General features: G+C 63.6%; 15 protein-coding genes. 11 read left to right on the forward strand and 4 right to left on the reverse strand.

Annotation, left to right across the window (positions count from 1 at the left end; all coding sequences use genetic code 11):
• Positions 1-219: 219 nt before the first annotated feature.
• The 3 genes from HG800_RS01345 to HG800_RS01355 all read left to right on the forward strand — a co-directional run bounded on the left by HG800_RS01345 (position 220) and on the right by HG800_RS01355 (position 3431).
• Positions 220-489 (forward strand): acylphosphatase, encoded by a 270-nt coding sequence (locus HG800_RS01345; protein WP_169972878.1) that lies wholly within the window; start codon positions 220-222, stop codon positions 487-489.
• 123 nt (positions 490-612) lie between these two features.
• Complete coding sequence (locus tag HG800_RS01350; RefSeq protein WP_169972880.1) at positions 613-1434, forward strand: ABC transporter permease subunit; 822 nt, start codon at positions 613-615, stop codon at positions 1432-1434.
• 104 nt (positions 1435-1538) lie between these two features.
• Positions 1539-3431, forward strand: a complete 1893-nt coding sequence (locus HG800_RS01355) for an ABC transporter ATP-binding protein (protein WP_169972882.1) — start codon at positions 1539-1541, stop codon at positions 3429-3431.
• Between the two features lie 112 nt (positions 3432-3543).
• On the opposite strand, the gene HG800_RS01360 is transcribed toward HG800_RS01355, so the two are convergent.
• Complete coding sequence (locus HG800_RS01360; RefSeq protein ID WP_315851947.1) at positions 3544-4272, reverse strand: SDR family oxidoreductase; 729 nt, start codon at positions 4270-4272, stop codon at positions 3544-3546.
• A gap of 255 nt (positions 4273-4527) precedes the next feature.
• Positions 4528-6393, reverse strand: coding sequence for a S8 family peptidase (locus HG800_RS01365; RefSeq protein WP_169972886.1), 1866 nt, complete (start codon positions 6391-6393; stop codon positions 4528-4530).
• A gap of 1059 nt (positions 6394-7452) precedes the next feature.
• On the opposite strand from HG800_RS01365, the gene kdsB reads away from it, so the two are divergent.
• The gene (gene kdsB / locus HG800_RS01370; protein WP_169972888.1) at positions 7453-8262 is read left to right on the forward strand and encodes a 3-deoxy-manno-octulosonate cytidylyltransferase; all 810 of its coding nucleotides are present in this window, start codon (positions 7453-7455) and stop codon (positions 8260-8262) included.
• 30 nt (positions 8263-8292) lie between these two features.
• A complete protein-coding gene (locus HG800_RS01375; RefSeq protein ID WP_169972889.1) occupies positions 8293-9066 on the forward strand; it encodes an alpha/beta hydrolase in 774 nt (257 codons plus the stop codon).
• A gap of 15 nt (positions 9067-9081) precedes the next feature.
• On the opposite strand, the gene HG800_RS01380 is transcribed toward HG800_RS01375, so the two are convergent.
• Positions 9082-10032: a DUF6065 family protein gene (locus tag HG800_RS01380; protein WP_169972892.1), complete on the reverse strand. Its 951-nt coding sequence runs from the start codon at positions 10030-10032 to the stop codon at positions 9082-9084.
• 478 nt (positions 10033-10510) lie between these two features.
• On the opposite strand from HG800_RS01380, the gene HG800_RS01385 reads away from it, so the two are divergent.
• The 5 genes from HG800_RS01385 (at position 10511) to HG800_RS01405 (ending at position 13087) form a co-directional block, all read left to right on the forward strand.
• Complete coding sequence (locus tag HG800_RS01385) at positions 10511-10891, forward strand: group I truncated hemoglobin (protein WP_169972894.1); 381 nt, start codon at positions 10511-10513, stop codon at positions 10889-10891.
• A gap of 100 nt (positions 10892-10991) precedes the next feature.
• A complete protein-coding gene (locus HG800_RS01390) occupies positions 10992-11306 on the forward strand; it encodes a hypothetical protein (RefSeq protein ID WP_169972896.1) in 315 nt (104 codons plus the stop codon).
• Positions 11307-11412: 106 nt separating this feature from the next.
• Positions 11413-11655 (forward strand): hypothetical protein, encoded by a 243-nt coding sequence (locus HG800_RS01395; protein ID WP_169972898.1) that lies wholly within the window; start codon positions 11413-11415, stop codon positions 11653-11655.
• 307 nt (positions 11656-11962) lie between these two features.
• Entirely contained in the window at positions 11963-12502 is a 540-nt protein-coding gene (locus HG800_RS01400; protein ID WP_169972900.1) for a hypothetical protein, read from the forward strand.
• 57 nt (positions 12503-12559) lie between these two features.
• Positions 12560-13087, forward strand: coding sequence for a hypothetical protein (locus HG800_RS01405; protein ID WP_169972902.1), 528 nt, complete (start codon positions 12560-12562; stop codon positions 13085-13087).
• A gap of 230 nt (positions 13088-13317) precedes the next feature.
• Here the strand turns inward: HG800_RS01405 and HG800_RS01410 are convergent, their stop codons facing one another.
• Positions 13318-14307: a peptidoglycan recognition protein family protein gene (locus tag HG800_RS01410; protein WP_169972904.1), complete on the reverse strand. Its 990-nt coding sequence runs from the start codon at positions 14305-14307 to the stop codon at positions 13318-13320.
• Positions 14308-14754: 447 nt separating this feature from the next.
• Between HG800_RS01410 and leuS the strand changes: the two genes are divergently transcribed.
• On the forward strand, positions 14755-17637 hold the full coding sequence (gene leuS / locus HG800_RS01415; RefSeq protein ID WP_169972906.1) for a leucine--tRNA ligase: 2883 nt from the start codon (positions 14755-14757) through the stop codon (positions 17635-17637).
• The last annotated feature ends 41 nt before the right edge of the window (positions 17638-17678 follow it).

Consider the following 17678-nt stretch of genomic DNA (forward strand, 5'->3'; position numbering starts at 1 on the left):
TTTTTGATTCCCGCTGACCGATTGCTCGCGAAAGGGCCGTACCCTCCGTGCCGGATCGCCTTCGACGCGAGTCCGGCCCGGGGGTGTACGGCCCTTCTCCCCATTTCGGCTCGGCCGATTGATCCCGAACCGCACGCTCTGTTAAGCTAGGAAATCTGGTGTTCGACCCGAGATCGTCATCCTCGGCTTGGGAAACGTCCTGGAAACGCCTTTCGTCTCATGATCCGTCGTCGCGTCTTCTACGAGGGTCGGGTGCAAGGGGTCGGCTTCCGGGCCACAACCTGCCAACTTGCCGCCAACCATTCCGTCGGCGGCACGGTGCGCAACCTCGATGACGGGCGGGTCGAGCTGGTGGTCGAGGGGACAGAACCCGAAGTCGAGGCACTGCTTACGGCGATTCGATCCGCGCTGGGCCGCTTCATCCGGGACGAGTGGATCGAAATCCTTCCTCCGGGCGAACCTTTCTCCGAGTTTCGCGTAGCATACTGAAACGGACCCGATTCGTACCCGATCAGGGTGCGCGATGGTCGTCCGAGTTTGCGAGCGATTCGCAATCATCCGTCTTGTCGCACCCATTCTCTTCACTCAACGACGCGAGCTGAGCCCCCTCCCATGAAGACGTTGACCATCGCGCGGGCGACCGCCACCCAGGCGATCCGCCAGCCGGCCTTCATCGTGTTGCTGGCCTTCGCCTCGATGATCCTCGTCACCTCGGTGTTCCTGCCGTACTTCACGTTCGGCGAGGACATCAAGATGTACAAGGACACCGGCCTGACCGCGATCACCTTCTTCGCCCTACTCCTGGCCTTGCTGACCTCCAGCTCGGCCGTGGCCGAGGAAATCGAGGGAAAGACGGCCGTCACCCTGCTCTCGAAGCCGGTCAACCGCCGGCAGTTCATCCTCGGCAAGTACCTGGGCATTCAGCTCGCCGTGCTCGCCCTGTTCCTGATTCTCGGTGCGTTGTTCGCCGGAGGGGTCTGGTACAAATACGTTTACGACCTTCGCGAAGGGGCCGGCGGCACGGTCGACTCGGCCTTGCGGGCCAAGCAGGTCTTGCAGGTCTTGCCCGGCCTGGTGCTCGGCTTCTTCGAGGTGACGATCATCACCGCCATTAGCGTGGCGATCTCGACCCGATTGCCGATGCTCGTCAACTTGGTCGTCTGCATCTCGATCTTCTTCCTCGGCCGCATGACCGAGGTGCTGGTCCGCCAGGCCGACGCCATTCAGGCCAACGAATTGGTCAAGTTCATGTCGCGACTGTTCCAGTGGGCCCTTCCCTTCCTGGAATTCTTCAACGCCGGTCCGGCCATCTCGACCGGTGTGATCATCCCCTGGGTTGGCTACGTCCTTCCGGCCTTGATCTACTGCGTGTTGTATAGTGGAGCGGCGCTACTGTTTGCGTTCCTGCTGTTCGAGACCCGCGACGTGGCGTGACGCCCGCTCCGCTCCCGGCCAGGGCTGCCCGGTTCGCGGGCTCCCTGGATCGGTGACGATCCCGGGGCACAGTCGCCGCGCCCCGGGCGAGGGGTCAGAATGCCATGAACTGGGGTGATTATCACCGCCTTCGAGAGGTCGCTCGGATCGACGGGTCCCGTCGTGGGATCATTCACGCGGCCGGAATCGTCCAGGCGTTGCTGCTTCTGGCCTTGCTGTTCGTCATCGGGGTGGCCCTCGCGGTCATTGTGGTTGATCCCTCATCCTCGGTCGCACAGTTCCGGGGAGCCGAGGGAATCACACTCGCCCGCATCCCCCTCACCCCCCCTACCGAGGCAATCCCCTCATCGTCGGAGCCATCCGCGACGGTCCTTCAGGCCCGGAAGATCGCGGCCCAGGGCATGCTCTCGGTCATCCTCGCCGTCGGCCTGGTGATTTTGGTCGGGATGACGATGCTCGACTCACTCCGGCGATGGGCGATCGCCCGGCTCTCGGCCCGGTTCGCTGCCGGCATTCGCCGCCAGATCCACCGGCAAATGTACCGATTCGGCCAATCTTCCCTCCCGACCGAGGGCATGGGGCCGACCCTTGAGTTGTTCTCCCAGCACGTCGATGACCTTCGCGATGGCTTCCGCGCGGGGCTCGACCAGCGTTGGCGATTACCCGTCACCTTGGCCGGCCTAACCCTGCTGGGACTGGCCCTTGGCGGATGGCTGACCCTCTTCCTCATCATCCTGGTTACCCTGCTGGCCTTCCTCGTCTCATCCTTGATTCGACGGAATGCGGAGACTGCGGAAACGGCCGATCGCAATGCGTCGATGAAGATGAGCCTCTTGCAGGAAGACCTCGGCCAGATCCGGACCGTTCGCGTCTTCAGCATCGAATCGGTCGATAACCGTCGATTCGATGCCCATCTGGAGGACTACCGAGAGGCCGATGCCACCCGACTCCGGTTCGATCGCGACTTCGGTCCGGGAACGACCCTCCTGCTCGGCATTTCCGGCACCCTCGCTCTGGGCATGATCGGCTTTCTCTTGATCGCCGGGCGGCTGGAACTCCCCGCTGCGATCCTCTTGCCGGTGACGCTCGCGTTGATGGTTCGTTGCTTCACTCAGATCAATCTGATGAACCAGGATCGTCGACGCGCTGCCCGAGCTGCCTCGTCGGTCGTCTCGTTCCTCGATCGCCGCCCCGAAATCCTCCAGGTCCCCAACGCCAAATTCCTCTCTCCCGTTCGTGAGAGGATCGTTCTGGAGAACGTGACCGTCGAAGGCCCAACCGGCCGCCGATTGCTCGAAGGGGTCTCGCTTGAACTTGCCGCCGGCTCCAAGACTGCCGTCATGGGCCGCGACGAGGACAGCAAGCAGGCCCTCGTGTGCCTACTCCCTCGACTGCTCGACCCCCGGACAGGACGGGTCCGCATGGACGGGCTCGACCTCCGCGAGGTCACGCTCGAATCCCTCCGGGCTCAGGTCGCCACCGTCTTCCAGTCCGACCTGATCTTCAGCGATACCGTCGCCTTTAACATCGGCCTGGGAGATCCCAGTTACGACCTCCCTCGCCTGATCGACGCCGCCAAGCAAACCCACGCTCACCACATCATCCAGGATCTTCCCGAGGGCTACGACACCTTCGTCGGCCCGATGGGCCACTACCTCCGGATCGACGAGCAATACCGGATTGCCCTGGCCCGCGCCTGGCTCTTCGATCCCTCGATCCTCATCATCGAGGAACCCACCTTCCCGATCGAAGACTCAATCAAACCTCTGATCGACGACGCCATCGCCCGGCTTTGCCAGGGACGCACAGTCGTCTTCCTTGCCCATCGCCTCTCGACCATCCGAGCCTGTGACCGCGTCGTCGTCTTGCACAACGGTCGGATCGAGGGCCTCGGCACCGCCAAGGAACTTCAAGCCACAAGCAAGCTCTACCGCCACCTTCAGTACGTCGAGTTCAACCAGTTCGCCGCGGGTGGTATCGAGGCTGGGCAGATGTGAGCAGCCGCTCCGTCTTCCTTTGGGAATTGGCTGCGTGCCTTGACCGACGAAACGATGGTCATGGCACGCTGAGTTCGTCATCAGGCAACCGATCCGACAGTCCACGTATGTTTCAGGCAAACGGGTCGACCGTCGGCTTGATGATCAGTTCCGGTACGTGGGCTCTCGGGTGCAGCTCCGCAAGGAATCGGACCGCTCGCGCCACGTCGTCCGGCTGAAGAATCTGAGCGCGGCGTTCAGCACCCACCGGCACCGGACGGCGATCGAGAATCGGCGTCTCCACCTCTCCGGGGTGAATCGCCGTCGATCGAATTCCGTGCTTCCCCTCTTCCTGAGCAATGCACCAGGCCAGGGCGTTCTGTCCGAACTTCGAGGCCGAGTACGCCGTGCCGCCCAGCACACTCGCGCGAATTCCGGAGATCGAACAGATCTGAATAATCAATCCGCGTCGATGACGTCGCATCGACGGCAACACGAAGTGAACCAGGTTGTAGGCCCCGGTCAGATTTGTCGCGATCAGGCGATCCCAGTCTTCCGGGTCGAGCACCTCCAGCGATCGCTTCGGGATATTGATTCCGGCATTACAGACCAAGATGTCGATTCCTCCAAAGTCGTCCAGCACTCGCTCCACCATCCCGGCCACCGACGACCGATCCGCCACATCACACGGCTCGACCCGGCAGGCCGCCCCTGACTCGCCAAGACCGGCCTGCACGGCCTCCAGCTTGCCTCGATCTCGGCCGACGAGCGCGACCCGAAGCCCCGCCCTTGCCAGGTCCTCGGCAATCGCCTGACCCATACCGCTTCCGGCTCCCGTAACTAATGCGGTGCGATGTTCCACGGCGTAATCCTCCTGGTGATGCGTGTGTCTCGTGGTTCTGGCCAAACAGGGGCCGCGCGATCGACTCCGGGCAAAATCGTCCCTCGGAGCGCCGGTGTCCCTGCCTCGCCGATCCGATCCAGGGTCGACCCAAGCGTGATGCCCTTGCCGTCGGTCTTGAGCAAACCAACAATAAAGAGGCCCTCCCCGACCGATCGGGTCGGGGGGGCCCCGTGTGGTCATCGCCTCGGATTCTAACCGGCGTGGATGGCCGACTCAAACCGACGTCGTCCGACTTGCCAACGGACGGCTCACAGGTTCCGGAACAGGCCGGATCGCCTCGATCCGATGCGCCCGGACGGTCGCCCGGGTCGAGGCCCGTTGCGACCGCAGAATCTGTGCCCGGCTCCAGACCGGCGGCATGTCCGGTCGAGCCACATTCCAGGCCCTCACACCCAGCCCGGCAGACCCCGACGCAAACAGGGCCGCAAGCCGCTGCCCGGCCTCGCTCGTCACCACCCGATCAACGGCCGGGCGATGCGAGTCCGTTCCTCCCGACGGCCGATCGGCGTCGTCAACACCTTCTCCCCGAAGATGCTCGATCGCCTCATCCGTCACGACCGGATTCACGATCGGGGGAATCGCGGGAACCTCGGGACCGATCGTGATCGCATCAGACGGTCCGGAAGGAGCGGCGGGCGAGGATGCCGGTGGGATGCCCGGTGACGACGGCGGGGGTGTCTGCGGCGCCGGGGTCGAGACGACCGGGACTTCGGAGGGCGGGACGGGCGTGCTTGGCCCGGAGATCGGCGACCCCTCGTTGCCCGAGGGTGATCCTGAGCCGTTGCTCGGCGATCCGTTGCTGGGCGGTGGCGTCGACGGGGAACCGTTGGTCGGGGTCTCGGAGCCTCCTGACGAGGCCGGCGGCTCCGCCACCGGCGTGGAAGGGCGGTTGGTCGTGCTCCCCGGCGCCTGAACCACCGGCGTCGAGGGCCTCATGGGCGCTGGCGGCGGCGGTGGCGGATCGGTCTGAACCGGCGCTCCCTGGTTTGGCTTGGAGCCGCGAGGTGACGGAACCATCGCCGCTGCGGCAGGAATGTTCAGCCGACCGATCGTGAACCCGGTCGCCGGGTCCCGCATGGATGTCGCTGAGTCCCGAAGCCAACCTTCGATCTGATCGACGGTCGGCAAGGTTCCGAATCGTGTCAGGTGAAGCTCTTGCAACAGAAGCACGGAGCCGGTGACAAGCGGAGCCGCGAAGCTCGTTCCATCAAGAGGTGCAAAGCTGCTCTCCCACGGTCCCATCACGTCTCGTCCAGGAGCGGCCAGGTCGGTCGCGAATTTCCCGCCCGCCTCCCGGCCAAGCCGCTGCGCGTCGGGGGCAAGTCGACTGGTGCCATCCGTTCCCGTGACACTGATCGTGTTGTCGACGATCGCCGTGAAGCCCATCCCCTGCTGGCCCGAGAAGCTGTTGCCCGCCGCCGTCACGACCGGAATCCGCAACGCCTCGAGCTGGTCGATCAGGCTCATGATCCGCTTGACGACCGGGCTGGCGAACAAGGTCGGAGCCGACAGGTAGTTCTTCCCGTCAGAGATCGACAGATTCACCACCGTGATGTTGTGTTCCTGGTGATGATCAATGACCCATTGAAGCGAATCGGCGATGCCGTCGAAGCTCCCTCGGCCGTTGTCGCCGAAGACACGAAGGGCCGCAATGTCCGCTTCTGGGGCCACACCGGGGGCTGACGGATCGCGCGACGCGATGATCCCGGCCACGGCGGTCCCGTGCGAGCCGTTCGACTCTCTCGGGTCGGCGTCACCCTCCCCGAAGTCATGGCCGGCCACGACCACCTTGCCCGATCCAAACCCGCCACCGAAGGCCGGGTGATCGTAGTTGACCCCTGTATCGATCACCGCCGCAGTAAGACCTGCACCGGAAACCCCATAAAGGGCTCGGGTTGCCGAGGCCCCAATGATCGCGTCGTGCGACGTCACCTTGGCCGAGGATGTGTCCGGAGCCGCAGTGGTTTTCGCAGGAACGGGTTCGAGTCCGTGGATCGGATTCGCCACACTGAGCAAGCATCGAGCCTCGACAGACTCAACACCAGGGCGAAGGTTCCGGCGGGAGCGGTTGCCAGTCATGAATCGAAACTCTCGGACGGCCGCGACGGACCGACCAGGCAGATCGAGACGGAATCACCTTGCACTCATCCTGCACGCGGGGCGAAGCGTGAAAGAATGCGAAGGTTCACGCACGTTGCATGCGTTTCCGTTCATTCCGGACTGATCGGCGAGACTCGAAGTAGCAAGCCGTGTGGATCATCCCCTCCAAATGGAGTGGAGAGTCTTGAACACGGCGGTCGGCGGCGATGCCTCGCGTCCTGCGGCTTTGACCGGATCGACCGATCCGATCATCGGGAGGCAGGCCCGTCCTGAGCCGCTGCCCCGTCTCTCATTCGTCGATACGACCGAAGAAAGACGTGTCGTCATGATCGTAAACCAGGTTCGATGTCTCTGGCTTTGATCCTGACGATCCCTCGCTGCTCCTACCGATCGGCCGTCATCGTCGTCGGCCTTCATTCGCAGATAAAAATCAGGACGACGCCCCTCGTCCTGACCGATCCGACCGCCTCATCCCTTACGCCCCTCACGCCAATTGCCGCTCCTCAACCCGCTTCGCCCCCGACAACCGCCACCGCCGTTGAGCCGTCCGATCGCCCCAAACTCAGGCCTTCCGTCTCCAGGCTTAGGTATCGTCTTGCACCCGATTGAAAGATTGGCTTACCCACGATTGTAAACAGGTCTGTTGATGTTGAATTCCGAACAATCCTCAGAGCTTTCCCCTTCGGCTCCTCCCTCGTGCCGGTTCTTCGGATGCTCCGAATTGCGTCCGTCCGAGTGTTCGATTCGTCCTGCGATTGGCTCAAGGTTCCTCCCTCAACGGGCAATCGCGTCGCGTGTTTGCCCGCGCAAATCCTCGGGTTCTATTCCGACTTACGGAAACTTGGGAAGATCCTCGACCTCATTTGACCCGACTTCAATCACGTCATTCCTCTCTTGCCTTCGGGCGGTTCCCACACGCAAGCCGACCTTGACGCGTGACGCCCCTCCGCGATACGCTCCCCGGCCATCGGGGAGGATCCCCAGTCCGCTCGATCGGTTCGGTTCTGTCCGACCGCCACGGAAAGGCGAGGTGACACGATGGCTCGCGAGTGTTCCCGATCGGATCGCCTGACGACGATCACCGGCTCAGGGTCCGTGGTGGCCATCGTGCCCGCTCGGTTTGCATCCAGTCGCTTGCCCGGGAAGCCCCTGCTGGCCGAGACCGGCCGCCCCTTGATCCAGCATGTCGTCGAGGCCGCCTCCCGATCCCGACGCATCGATCGCGTGATCGTTGCCACCGACGACGTCCGCATTCTCGACACCGTTCAACGCTTCGGCGGCGAGGCCGTCCTCACCCGAGACGACCACCCCAGCGGCACCGATCGCGTGGCCGAGGTCGCCGCCCAGCTCCCGCACGCCCGGATCATCGTGAACCTGCAGGGGGATGAGCCCGAGATCGAGCCCGAGGCCCTCGACTGTGTTGTCGATCTTCTCGACCAGGCCCCCCAGATTCCAATGGCCACCCTCTGTACGCCCATCCGGGACCGCGAGACCTACCTCGACCCCGCCTGCGTCAAGGTGGTCCGCTCTGCCGACGGTCGCGCCCTTTATTTCTCTCGACGCCCGATCCCTTGCCACCGAGATGGCGAGCCCGACCCGAGTGTCACTCCCCTGGCCTACCTCCACCTCGGCCTCTACGCCTACCGTCGCGAGTTCTTGCTGAAGCTCTCGCAGCTTCCCCCGTCCTCGCTCGAACAGGCCGAACGCTTGGAACAGCTCCGGGTACTCGAACTCGGCGAATCAATTGCCGTCGGCGTCGTTCCCGCCGCCACCGCCGGAATCGACACCCCCGAAGACTACCGGCGCTTCCTCGATCGCTGGCGATCCCGAGAAGGACGCGCCGCCTGATTCGATCCCTGTGGTACCATCGGGATCATCATGACTCCCGAAACCTCCCTTCGTCCTGATCCCCCCGGTGCATGTCTCGTCCTTCACGGGCTCGGGGGTGGTCGTCACGAATTCGAGCCCTTGCTTCAGGCCCTCTCCTCGGTCGGGATGCCGTTCGAGGCCCCCGTCTACCCTGGCCACGAAGGGCCCGGCCCGCACATGCCTCGATCCACCTGGCCTGAGTGGTACGATGTGGTCCGGGCACGCTTCGACCGGCTCCAACAACGTCACGGCTCGGTCGCAGTGATTGGCTTCTCGACCGGAGGCACGCTCGCCCTCCACCTGGCCGCCGAGTCCCCGGTCAATCGCCTCGCCTTGATGGCGCCATTCTTGGCAATCCGCCATCGCTGGTTCTACGGCGTCCGGCCCGAGGTCTACCTCGACACCGTTGGGCGATTGTTCCGACGGCTCCCGCGTCGCCCGTCGGCCGTCTCCGATCCCATTCGCCGCAAGGAGATCGAGCGGCTCATCGCCTTTCGAACCTTCAACCTCGACGCCGCCCGAAGCGCCGTCGCTCTGATTCGCCTCGTCCGCAACGAAGCCCCTCAGATCACCACGCCGACGCTCATCATCCAATCGCGCCGCGATGCGATCGTCGATCCGATCGGCGCGCAGTGGCTCGACCATCACCTTGGCACGTCCGAGGCCGATCGCAAACTCGTCTGGCTTGATCGTTCCGACCACCTTCTGGCCGTCGACGTCGAGCGCGAGACCGTGATCCGACAGACCCTTGAGTTCCTCGGGCTCCAACTGCCGGCCCTCTGATCCGATTTGACCGGCTTATCCCCGATCCTCGGTTGAGGACGGATCAGTGGGGGGCTTCGGGGAACTCTGCGGTGTGTTTCCGCGACTCATCGGACATCCCTGCGGAATCGGTGCCGATGCAGGCTTCGAGTGCGGCGCACCAGGAACCGATCCGCGGGTACTCCCCTCGTGCCGGATGAACTCTCGGGTGCCCAACGCGGTTTGATGGTCCTTGGCCCGATCTCCGGCCGGGAACTGACCACGGTAGTAATCTTTCTGCCAATCGCGGCGGTTCGCCTCGCTGCCTGGCACTCCGCGATCGACCAGAAATTCCCCCCGCTTCGCGTGCCAGTCGAAATAGCTTGAGGCCAGCTCGGGTTCGTCGGCCAGATCCCGGACCTCGGGTTCGAACCGCTCAATCAGGCCCCTTGGATACGGCATCAACTGGCAGATCGGCTCCCCTTCGTAAAAGGTCACCGTCTCATAAGGACGTGTCAGCTTCCAGTTCATAGTAAACGGCGCCGGCGTCCAATCCGTCTCCACCAACCCTTCGAGCGCCTGGATCCCGTCCTTCACAAGGTTCGCCGGCCCCTTGACCCAGAGGTTGTATCCGGCGCTCGTCCGGAATAGGTACGGCAACTGGAACGTGATGATCCCCTCGCCGAAGTGGCTCTCGACGACCGACTCGGGGCCAAACGCAGTCGAGAAACCGTGCTGTCCATGCGGGACGAGAATTTGAATGTCGGTCGCTGCCGGGCCTCCGTTCCACATCAAGCTAAAGGTGATCGGGTTGCGCACCAGCCATCCCGCCTGATTCGCCATCACGAGCGGCAGGCACCGATAAGCGAACCGCCCGGCCGAATCGTCCATCCATCGCCGTCGAGGAGGTGCCGGAAACAACGCCAGCTCAACCGGCCCATACCGTTCAAACGCGACAATCTTCAAGCGATCCTCGCGTTCGCCCTGCGCTGAGTGGTCACCGTCCATGGTGCGTGCTCCTCCGGCATGAGGTTGTCCGTCACAACGGCCAGGCTCCGAGATCATGCCTTGGACCTGCTCCGGCGCGAAGGCCGATTGCTCGGCCTTTCGCGTGCCAGACCACCATCCGATCCCTCGATCCCTCAACGCGCGGGCCTGGGGATTGATCGAAGCCTCGGCTATTGATGGGTCAGTCACGAAGTGAGGGGCTCGGCCTCAAGGGGATCGCGAGCGGTCCCCACTCTCCCATTCCCCGCAAGGTTGATTCCGATCTTGGACCAATCGGGATGGAATCTGCGTCTGACCCTGGCGATCTGCTCCGGCTCTGCAATCGGCTCCCCCTGCCCTGCCCTCGCAATCCCTTTCTGATAGGTTTGCGGAATTGGCCGCGGTGCGCTACACTCAATGATCATGGGCCGGTGCTGACTCGATCGACATCAATCCCTCCCCCGGCCTTTGCAAGCGTCCTTGACCGGAGACGGCCCCGATGGGCGATGAGCCAACCCTGTATGAGCGGATCGGCGGTGAGGAAACCCTGAGCCGAGTGATCGATGACTTCTACGGTCGAGTCACCCGAGACCCGGACCTCAGTCCGTTTTTCCGCAACGCCTCGCTGGAGAAACTCCGGCGCATGCAGCACGAATTCATCGGTGCCGCGCTCGATGGGCCTCAGCAATACACCGGCCTCTCCCTCGCTCACGTTCACTCCGGACGGGGAATCACCGTCCACCACTTCAACCGATTCACCCAGCACCTGCTCGAAACCCTCCGTGACCTGGGGGTGAACGAGAAGGAGATTGAGCAAGTCATCTCTCGCATCAATATGCACGTGCACGATATTGTGGGTGGCATTTCCTCCAGCGACTGACTTCCCCTCACCGCTCGGCACGCAAGTTGCCCCATGCGTTTTTCCAAAGAACTGACGGGTGCGGTTCCCCCGTCGCGTTTCTCTGGAAAAGGACGGGCCCATGCGCATCAAGCGGGTGACCAATAACCTCGGACAGAAAATCGCCTCCCTCGCCGTTGGCATGCTGGGGGTTGGTGTCGTACTTGCCATCTGGGGAGGGGTCTGGCTGGTCTATCTGTACCGCAACCCTCCCGAAAGCGAGGCGATGCTCTTCGTCGCCGCCGGGATCTTTCTCTCCGGCCTCGACCTCGGTCTGATCGGATTCTCTGCCGGATTCATCGGCCGAGCCGCCCGGGAATCCTCCTCAGACGAGGTCAGGCCTTCCGATCGCATCGCCGTCGCGACTCCCAACCACGACAACGAACCCGTGCGTTGACACGTTCGATCAGACCAACTCCCCCACCGCTCTTGGCGTTCTCCGCTGCGTGTCGTGATCGAAGGTCTGTTTCATCACAACGTGTTCTTCAAGGAAAGGGTGCCTTATGCGCACTGATGCTACCGATTCCGAAGTCTCCTGGGCCGGCACCGCCTTGTTCGGCGTAACCCTCGGCTCACTTCTGACCCTCTGGAGCGGGCTTTGGCTCATCTATCTGAATCGACATCCCCCCGATCAGAGTGTCTGGACCTATCTCGCCACAGGAGTCCTGCTCACCGGGCTCGCGTTTCTGATCGGCGGACTGGGCTTGAGGTTGGTTCGACGGCAGACCGAAGAGCAGACCGCATAACACTCGGCCGATTCTCCTGCTCGTCTTGCCTGAATGGACCGCCTCGCCCGACTGATTCGCCCAACTCGCTCCTCCAGGCGTTCCCCTCCCGGGCATTTATTCCAGGTTCCACTCGGGCAAGACCGCTGGGCCCGAGGTGCTCGCACACTCCGGGGCGCTCGTCGAATGCCCGGGAGCACGCTCCAGTCAGCCCTTCACTCACGAAGACTCCTTTCCCAATTCCAGGAACACGCGGCACCACGAGGTCGATACAATACAGCCCGGTCTTCGAAGTCACCCCTTCGTCCTCATTGCAAGAAGTCGCATCATGAAATCATGGGTTGACGGCTTTCTCCGGATTGTCCTGGACCGATCGATCGAGGAGTTGATCGGTGCGATCCTCCTCAGCGTGTTCCTTTCCGCGGCCGCTGCTTGGCTGGGGCTTTGGCTCTGCCGATCCCGGAAGGATGCAACGGCCCGGCTGACCGGCGTCATCCTGGTCGTGTCCCTGCTCTCCATGGGCGTGGGAGCAACCTTCATTGAGACCTCCCTCCCCGCGCAACCGACCTCGCACAATCCCAGCACCTTCTCGATGATGTCGGGTCCTCCCGCCTTTTATCAGATGGTCCTGGTCCTCGACGCCAACGGCAACGGTCAGGTCGATGTCGAGGAACTTCGCAAGGCGTCGGTCGCACTCGGCACCGCCGATCTCGCCTTCCCCAACGGGACCGACGACGCGGTCGACTCTGCGCTCACCTCCTTTGCCGCGGGCGCTGCCGGTCCCAATGCTCCGGAGAATCTCGTTGATCCAGACGATTCAGACACTTCCGATTCCGATGCCGATCAGGACCCTTCCGACGCCCCATAAGCGCCGACCGTCCTGGCCCGATCCGAGCTTCCTCCTTCTTCAACCGGAGATCCTTTGATGCGTCCTGTGCGCCGTTCGACACTCCATCGAGCTTTGATCCTGGGAGGCGTGACCGGCATGCGAGCTGCCCTCGGTCCGGCCCTGATTTCCGCCTCGCGCCGCTCCGGCAACCAAGAGTTGCTCGCCCTCGCCGCTCTCGGTGAAATGGTGGTCGATAAGCTGCCCTTGGTTCCCAGCCGAAGCCGCTTGCCCCTCCTGATTCCAAGAGCCATCGCCGGCTACTGGGTCGGCCGACAGGTGGCCGAGCAAGACCGAACCCAGAATCCCAACCTCCCCCTTCTGGGAGCGACCGCCGCCGTTGGGGCCGCACTGCTCGCTCCAACCGTACGAAGCGCCCTCGGCGCTGCCTTCCGCCTGCCCGATCCGATCCTTGGAGTCCTCGAAGACGCCCTGGCCCTCTCCCTCGGAAGCCAGGCCGCTCGGCTTGCCCCGGACGACCTGAGGCGACTTGTGGCCGATGCCGTGGTCAGCCTCCAGAACAAAATGGCCGATTCCTCGACCCTTCAGGGCCCTGCAGCCCACTGATCGTCACGCGAGGAATTCCGTCCTTGCGGTCGCTTGGGCCGTCGTCCTTGACGGCCAGACTGCGACGCTCCTCTCGAAATCGATCGTTCCGCGTGCTCAGCGCAGCTTAGCGACGACGGATCATTGCCGATTCCGATCGTCAGCAGAGTCATTCCTCACATCAGAATCCGATCGACGACTTACACACTCGACACATCACATCAACCGAGGCAAATCTTTTTGAATTCCCACTAGCGAGCCGCCGCAAGGCTCGGACGTCCGAAAATCGCTTCATCCGGGAAGTGCGCACCGGGGCAAACGGTCGGAGTTGCCGAAAACCCGCCGTGGCTTCCCACGCGGTCGCCAGGAATCGCGTAACGTTCTTGCAGATACGCAACGAGGGTCCGGGCAGCCTCAATCTGCTTCGGGGTCGGCCTGGTCGCGTCGAGATCGCCGACCAGGCAAATCCCGATGCCGTACTCGTTGACGCTCGGGTGTTTGGCATCTCGGCAATGCGCGCCCGGCTTCTGGTCCGACCATCGCCGGGTGACTTCAATCATCCCGTCCTGGCTTTCGGTTCCATTGCCGATGATAAAGTGATAACTGCAACCGTCGAGCCCAGCCCGCTCCCGGTGCTCTCGGTCGATCTGGGCATAGCCCCCGGCCTCCGAGGCGCTATGATGCACCACGATGTACCGCCAGGGCCGATCCGCTCGGGGCGGTTGCACCAAATCAAGCGGATCATCGGCCATCGCCTGGACCTTCGACCGCAGATCGGACCGCGCACTGATCCGCGTTGCGGTCCGGCCCGATTCGTTCCGGGTCTGCGGTGGCAGAACGCGGGGCGGTTCGCCCACGTCCGAGGGAATCGTGGAGCCCTTGCTTGGTTGCGGCAAGGGCTCATCTTCCTCCAGCGGGCTGAGGTTCAACTCCGGTTCATTCGCCGGTCCCGGACTGGCCGGAGGAGAGACATACGGTCCGTACGTGTCCTCATACGCCGGTGGGACCGACGACGGAGGAGCCGCGTCGAACTCGTACTCATACGGCGTCGGATCGGTCGGGATCACCGTGCTCGACGAGGGAGTCGGACTCATCAACACCGGTTCAGAGTTGATGAACGTTGGTCGATAGCTTGATCGACGATGCTTGCAGCCGGCCATCGTGACCATCCCGATCGCCAGGCCGAACACCATCAGACGAGTCAACCGACTCATCCGGAGCGTCTGCCATCGCGCGTCCATGAGATTTCCTCCACAGAAATGGTTCAATTTTTACCGCGTTGCGAAGTGCAATTGGTGCTGAAGCAAGGGCGGTGCCGAGCGAAGCCGATCGGCCATCTGCCGGCGGGAAGCGCTCCTCGAATTCGTCTCAAGTCTACACGCCGATGGGACGACGGGCGGATCGACCCTCCGAGATTTCTCGAAAAAACCTCAAGTGCCCCACCCCGGCGGCCGACGCCCCCGTGTAACTCTTGCAAGTCCTTCCATACCCCTCCCTGCAGAATCGACACATCCCTTCCAGCCCCCTCGATCTCGCCTCCCCTTGCTGGTCACCGAGACCTCCGGGCGGTATGCTATCGGATTCGATTGAGACCTCCCGCCCGAACGATCGGCCCGACCCGCGCATCCCTCAGAACGCGACCCCGGCCGACTTTTTTTCCGATCAGATCGCTCAGGAGACCGCGGTCGATGCCGGCCTACCACCCCCAGCGCATCGAGACGAAGTGGCAAGCCTACTGGGACGCTCACGAAACGTTCCGCGTCGCCGACCTCGTCCCCGATCAGCCCAAGCTCTACATCCTCGACATGTTCCCCTACCCCTCCGGGGCTGGCCTGCATGTCGGCCACCCCGAAGGGTACACCGCCACCGACATCCTCTGCCGCTTCAAGCGCATGCGCGGCTTCAACGTCCTGCACCCGATGGGCTGGGACGCCTTCGGCCTCCCCGCCGAGCAGTACGCCATCCAGACCGGCACCCACCCCCGCATCACGACCCAAAAAAATATCGACACCTTCCGACGGCAGATCAAGGCCCTCGGCTTCTCCTACGACTGGTCCCGAGAGGTCGATACCACCGACCCCGACTACTACAAGTGGACCCAGTGGATCTTCCTCCAGCTCTACGACACCTGGTACGACCCCGACTTCTCCTGGACCGACCCCGAAGGCCGCTCCCGCGTCGGCAAGGGCCGCCCCATCGCCGACTTGCCCATCCCCGCCGATTGCCCCGACCCCGACGCCTTCCGCGACGGCAAGCGCCTCGCCTACCGTGCCGAGGTCCCCGTCAACTGGTGCCCCGCGCTCGGCACCGTCCTCGCCAATGAAGAGGTGATCGACGGCAAGTCCGAGCGTGGCGGCCACCCCGTCGTCCGGATGCCCCTGAAGCAGTGGATGCTCCGCATCACGGCCTACGGCGACCGCCTCATCGAGGATCTCGACATCGTCGACTGGCCCCGCGCCATCAAAGACATGCAGCGCAACTGGGTCGGCCGCTCCGAGGGGGCCGAGGTCGACTTCAAGATCAAGCGCGGCGGCGACTTCGACAACTGGCGGCAGGCCCGCTCCTCCTCCGGCTGGCCCGAATCCGCCCCCGACGACGTGATCCGCGTCTACACGACCCGCCCCGACACCCTCTTCGGCGCGACCTACATGGTCCTCGCCCCCGAGCACCCGCTCGTCGACCGCCTCACCACCCCCGAGCAAAAGGACGCCGTCGCCCTCTACCGCCAACAGGCCGCCGGCAAGAGCGACCTCGACCGCACTGACCTCGCCAAGACCAAGACCGGCGTCTTCACAGGCGGCTTTGCCGTCAACCCCGCCAACGGCGAGCCCGTGCCCGTCTGGATCGCCGACTACGTCTTGATGGGTTACGGCACCGGCGCCATCATGGCCGTCCCCGCCCACGACGAACGTGACTTCGAGTTTGCAAAAACCTTCAACCTCCCCATCCGCCCCGTCGTCTCCCCCTCCGACGCCTGGCTCTCCTCCCACGCTCCCGAAGGAATCGACGACCCTCGCGCCCACTACAACCGAAACCCAGGCACCTTCCCCGAAGCCTTCTGCGACGAAGGCCTCGCCTTCAACTCTCGAAACCCCGAGGTCGCCCTCGACGGCAAGGGGACCGACGCCGCCAAGGCCGTGATGATCCGCTGGCTCGATTCCTCCGGCCTCGGCCGCAAGACCGTGAACTTCAAGCTCCGCGACTGGCTCTTCAGCCGTCAACGCTACTGGGGCGAGCCCTTCCCCATCCTCTTCGACGCCGACGAGCACCACCACGCCGTCCCCGAGACCGAACTGCCCGTTCGTCTTCCTGAGATCGACGACTTCAAGCCGTCCTCCTCCGGTCGTCCAGAGCCCCCCCTCGCCAAGGCGACCGACTGGGTGAGATACTCCGATACCTACCTCCGCGAAACGAACACCATGCCCCAGTGGGCCGGCTCCTGCTGGTACTACCTTCGCTACATCGACCCGAAGAACGCCGATCGCCCCTGGGACCCCGAGAAAGAACGTTACTGGATGCCCGTCGATCTCTACGTCGGCGGCGCCGAGCACGCCGTGCTCCACCTGCTCTACTCCCGCTTCTGGCACAAGGTCCTCTTCGACCGCGGCCTCGTCTCCACCGCCGAGCCGTTTCAGCGCCTCGTCAATCAGGGGATGATCCTCGGCGAAACCGAATACACCGCCTACCGCGACGAATCCGGTGCCTGGGTCTCATCGAACGAGATCACCGAGGACGTCGGCAACGGCATCCACCTCCGCTCCGGCGGCCAGGCGACTGCGATCAAGCTCTCCGACGACCAGGTCACGAAGAAGGGTGATGCCTTCGTCCTCGTCGACGACGCCTCCATCCGCGTCGATGCCCGCGCCCACAAGATGTCCAAGAGCCGCGGCAACGTCATCAACCCCGACGAGGTCATCGCCGACTACGGAGCCGACAGTCTTCGACTTTACGAAATGTTTATGGGTCCGCTTGAAGCCACCAAGCCCTGGAGCATGAAGGGGGTCGAGGGCGTTTACCGCTTCCTCGGCCGCGCCTGGCGGATGATCGTCGACGACAAGGCCGACGACATCCAGCTCGCCCCCCAGGTCCAGGACGTCCCACTCGACGCCGAGGCCGCCAAGGTCGTCGCCCGCACCGTTGCCGGCGTGACAGATGACCTGGAGGCCATGCGGTTCAACACCGCCATCAGCAAGCTCATGGAGTTCGTCAACGTCTTCACCAGTCGTGACGTCCGCCCGAAAGGCGCGATGGAGACCTTCACTCTCCTGCTCGCCCCGATGGCCCCCCATCTCGGCGAGGAACTCTGGCACATTCTCGGCCACTCGCAAACGCTCTCCTACGAGCCCTGGCCCACCTTCGACCCCGCCCTGCTCGTCGACAATGAGGTCGAGATCCCCGTCCAGATCAACGGCAAGATCAAGGCCCGCCTCGTCGTCCCAGCCCAGGCCGACAAGGATCTTCTCGAATCCCTCGCCCGATCCGACGCCCGGATCGCCCCCTTGCTTGAAGGCAAGACGATCCGCAAGGCCATCGTCGTCCCCGGCAAGCTCGTCAACTTCGTCGTTGGCTAGCCGTCCTGCTCATCGGGCCCGAGACTTCCCCTCGGGCCGAT

The sequence above is a fragment of the Tautonia rosea genome, assembly GCF_012958305.1.
Taxonomy (GTDB): domain Bacteria; phylum Planctomycetota; class Planctomycetia; order Isosphaerales; family Isosphaeraceae; genus Tautonia; species Tautonia rosea.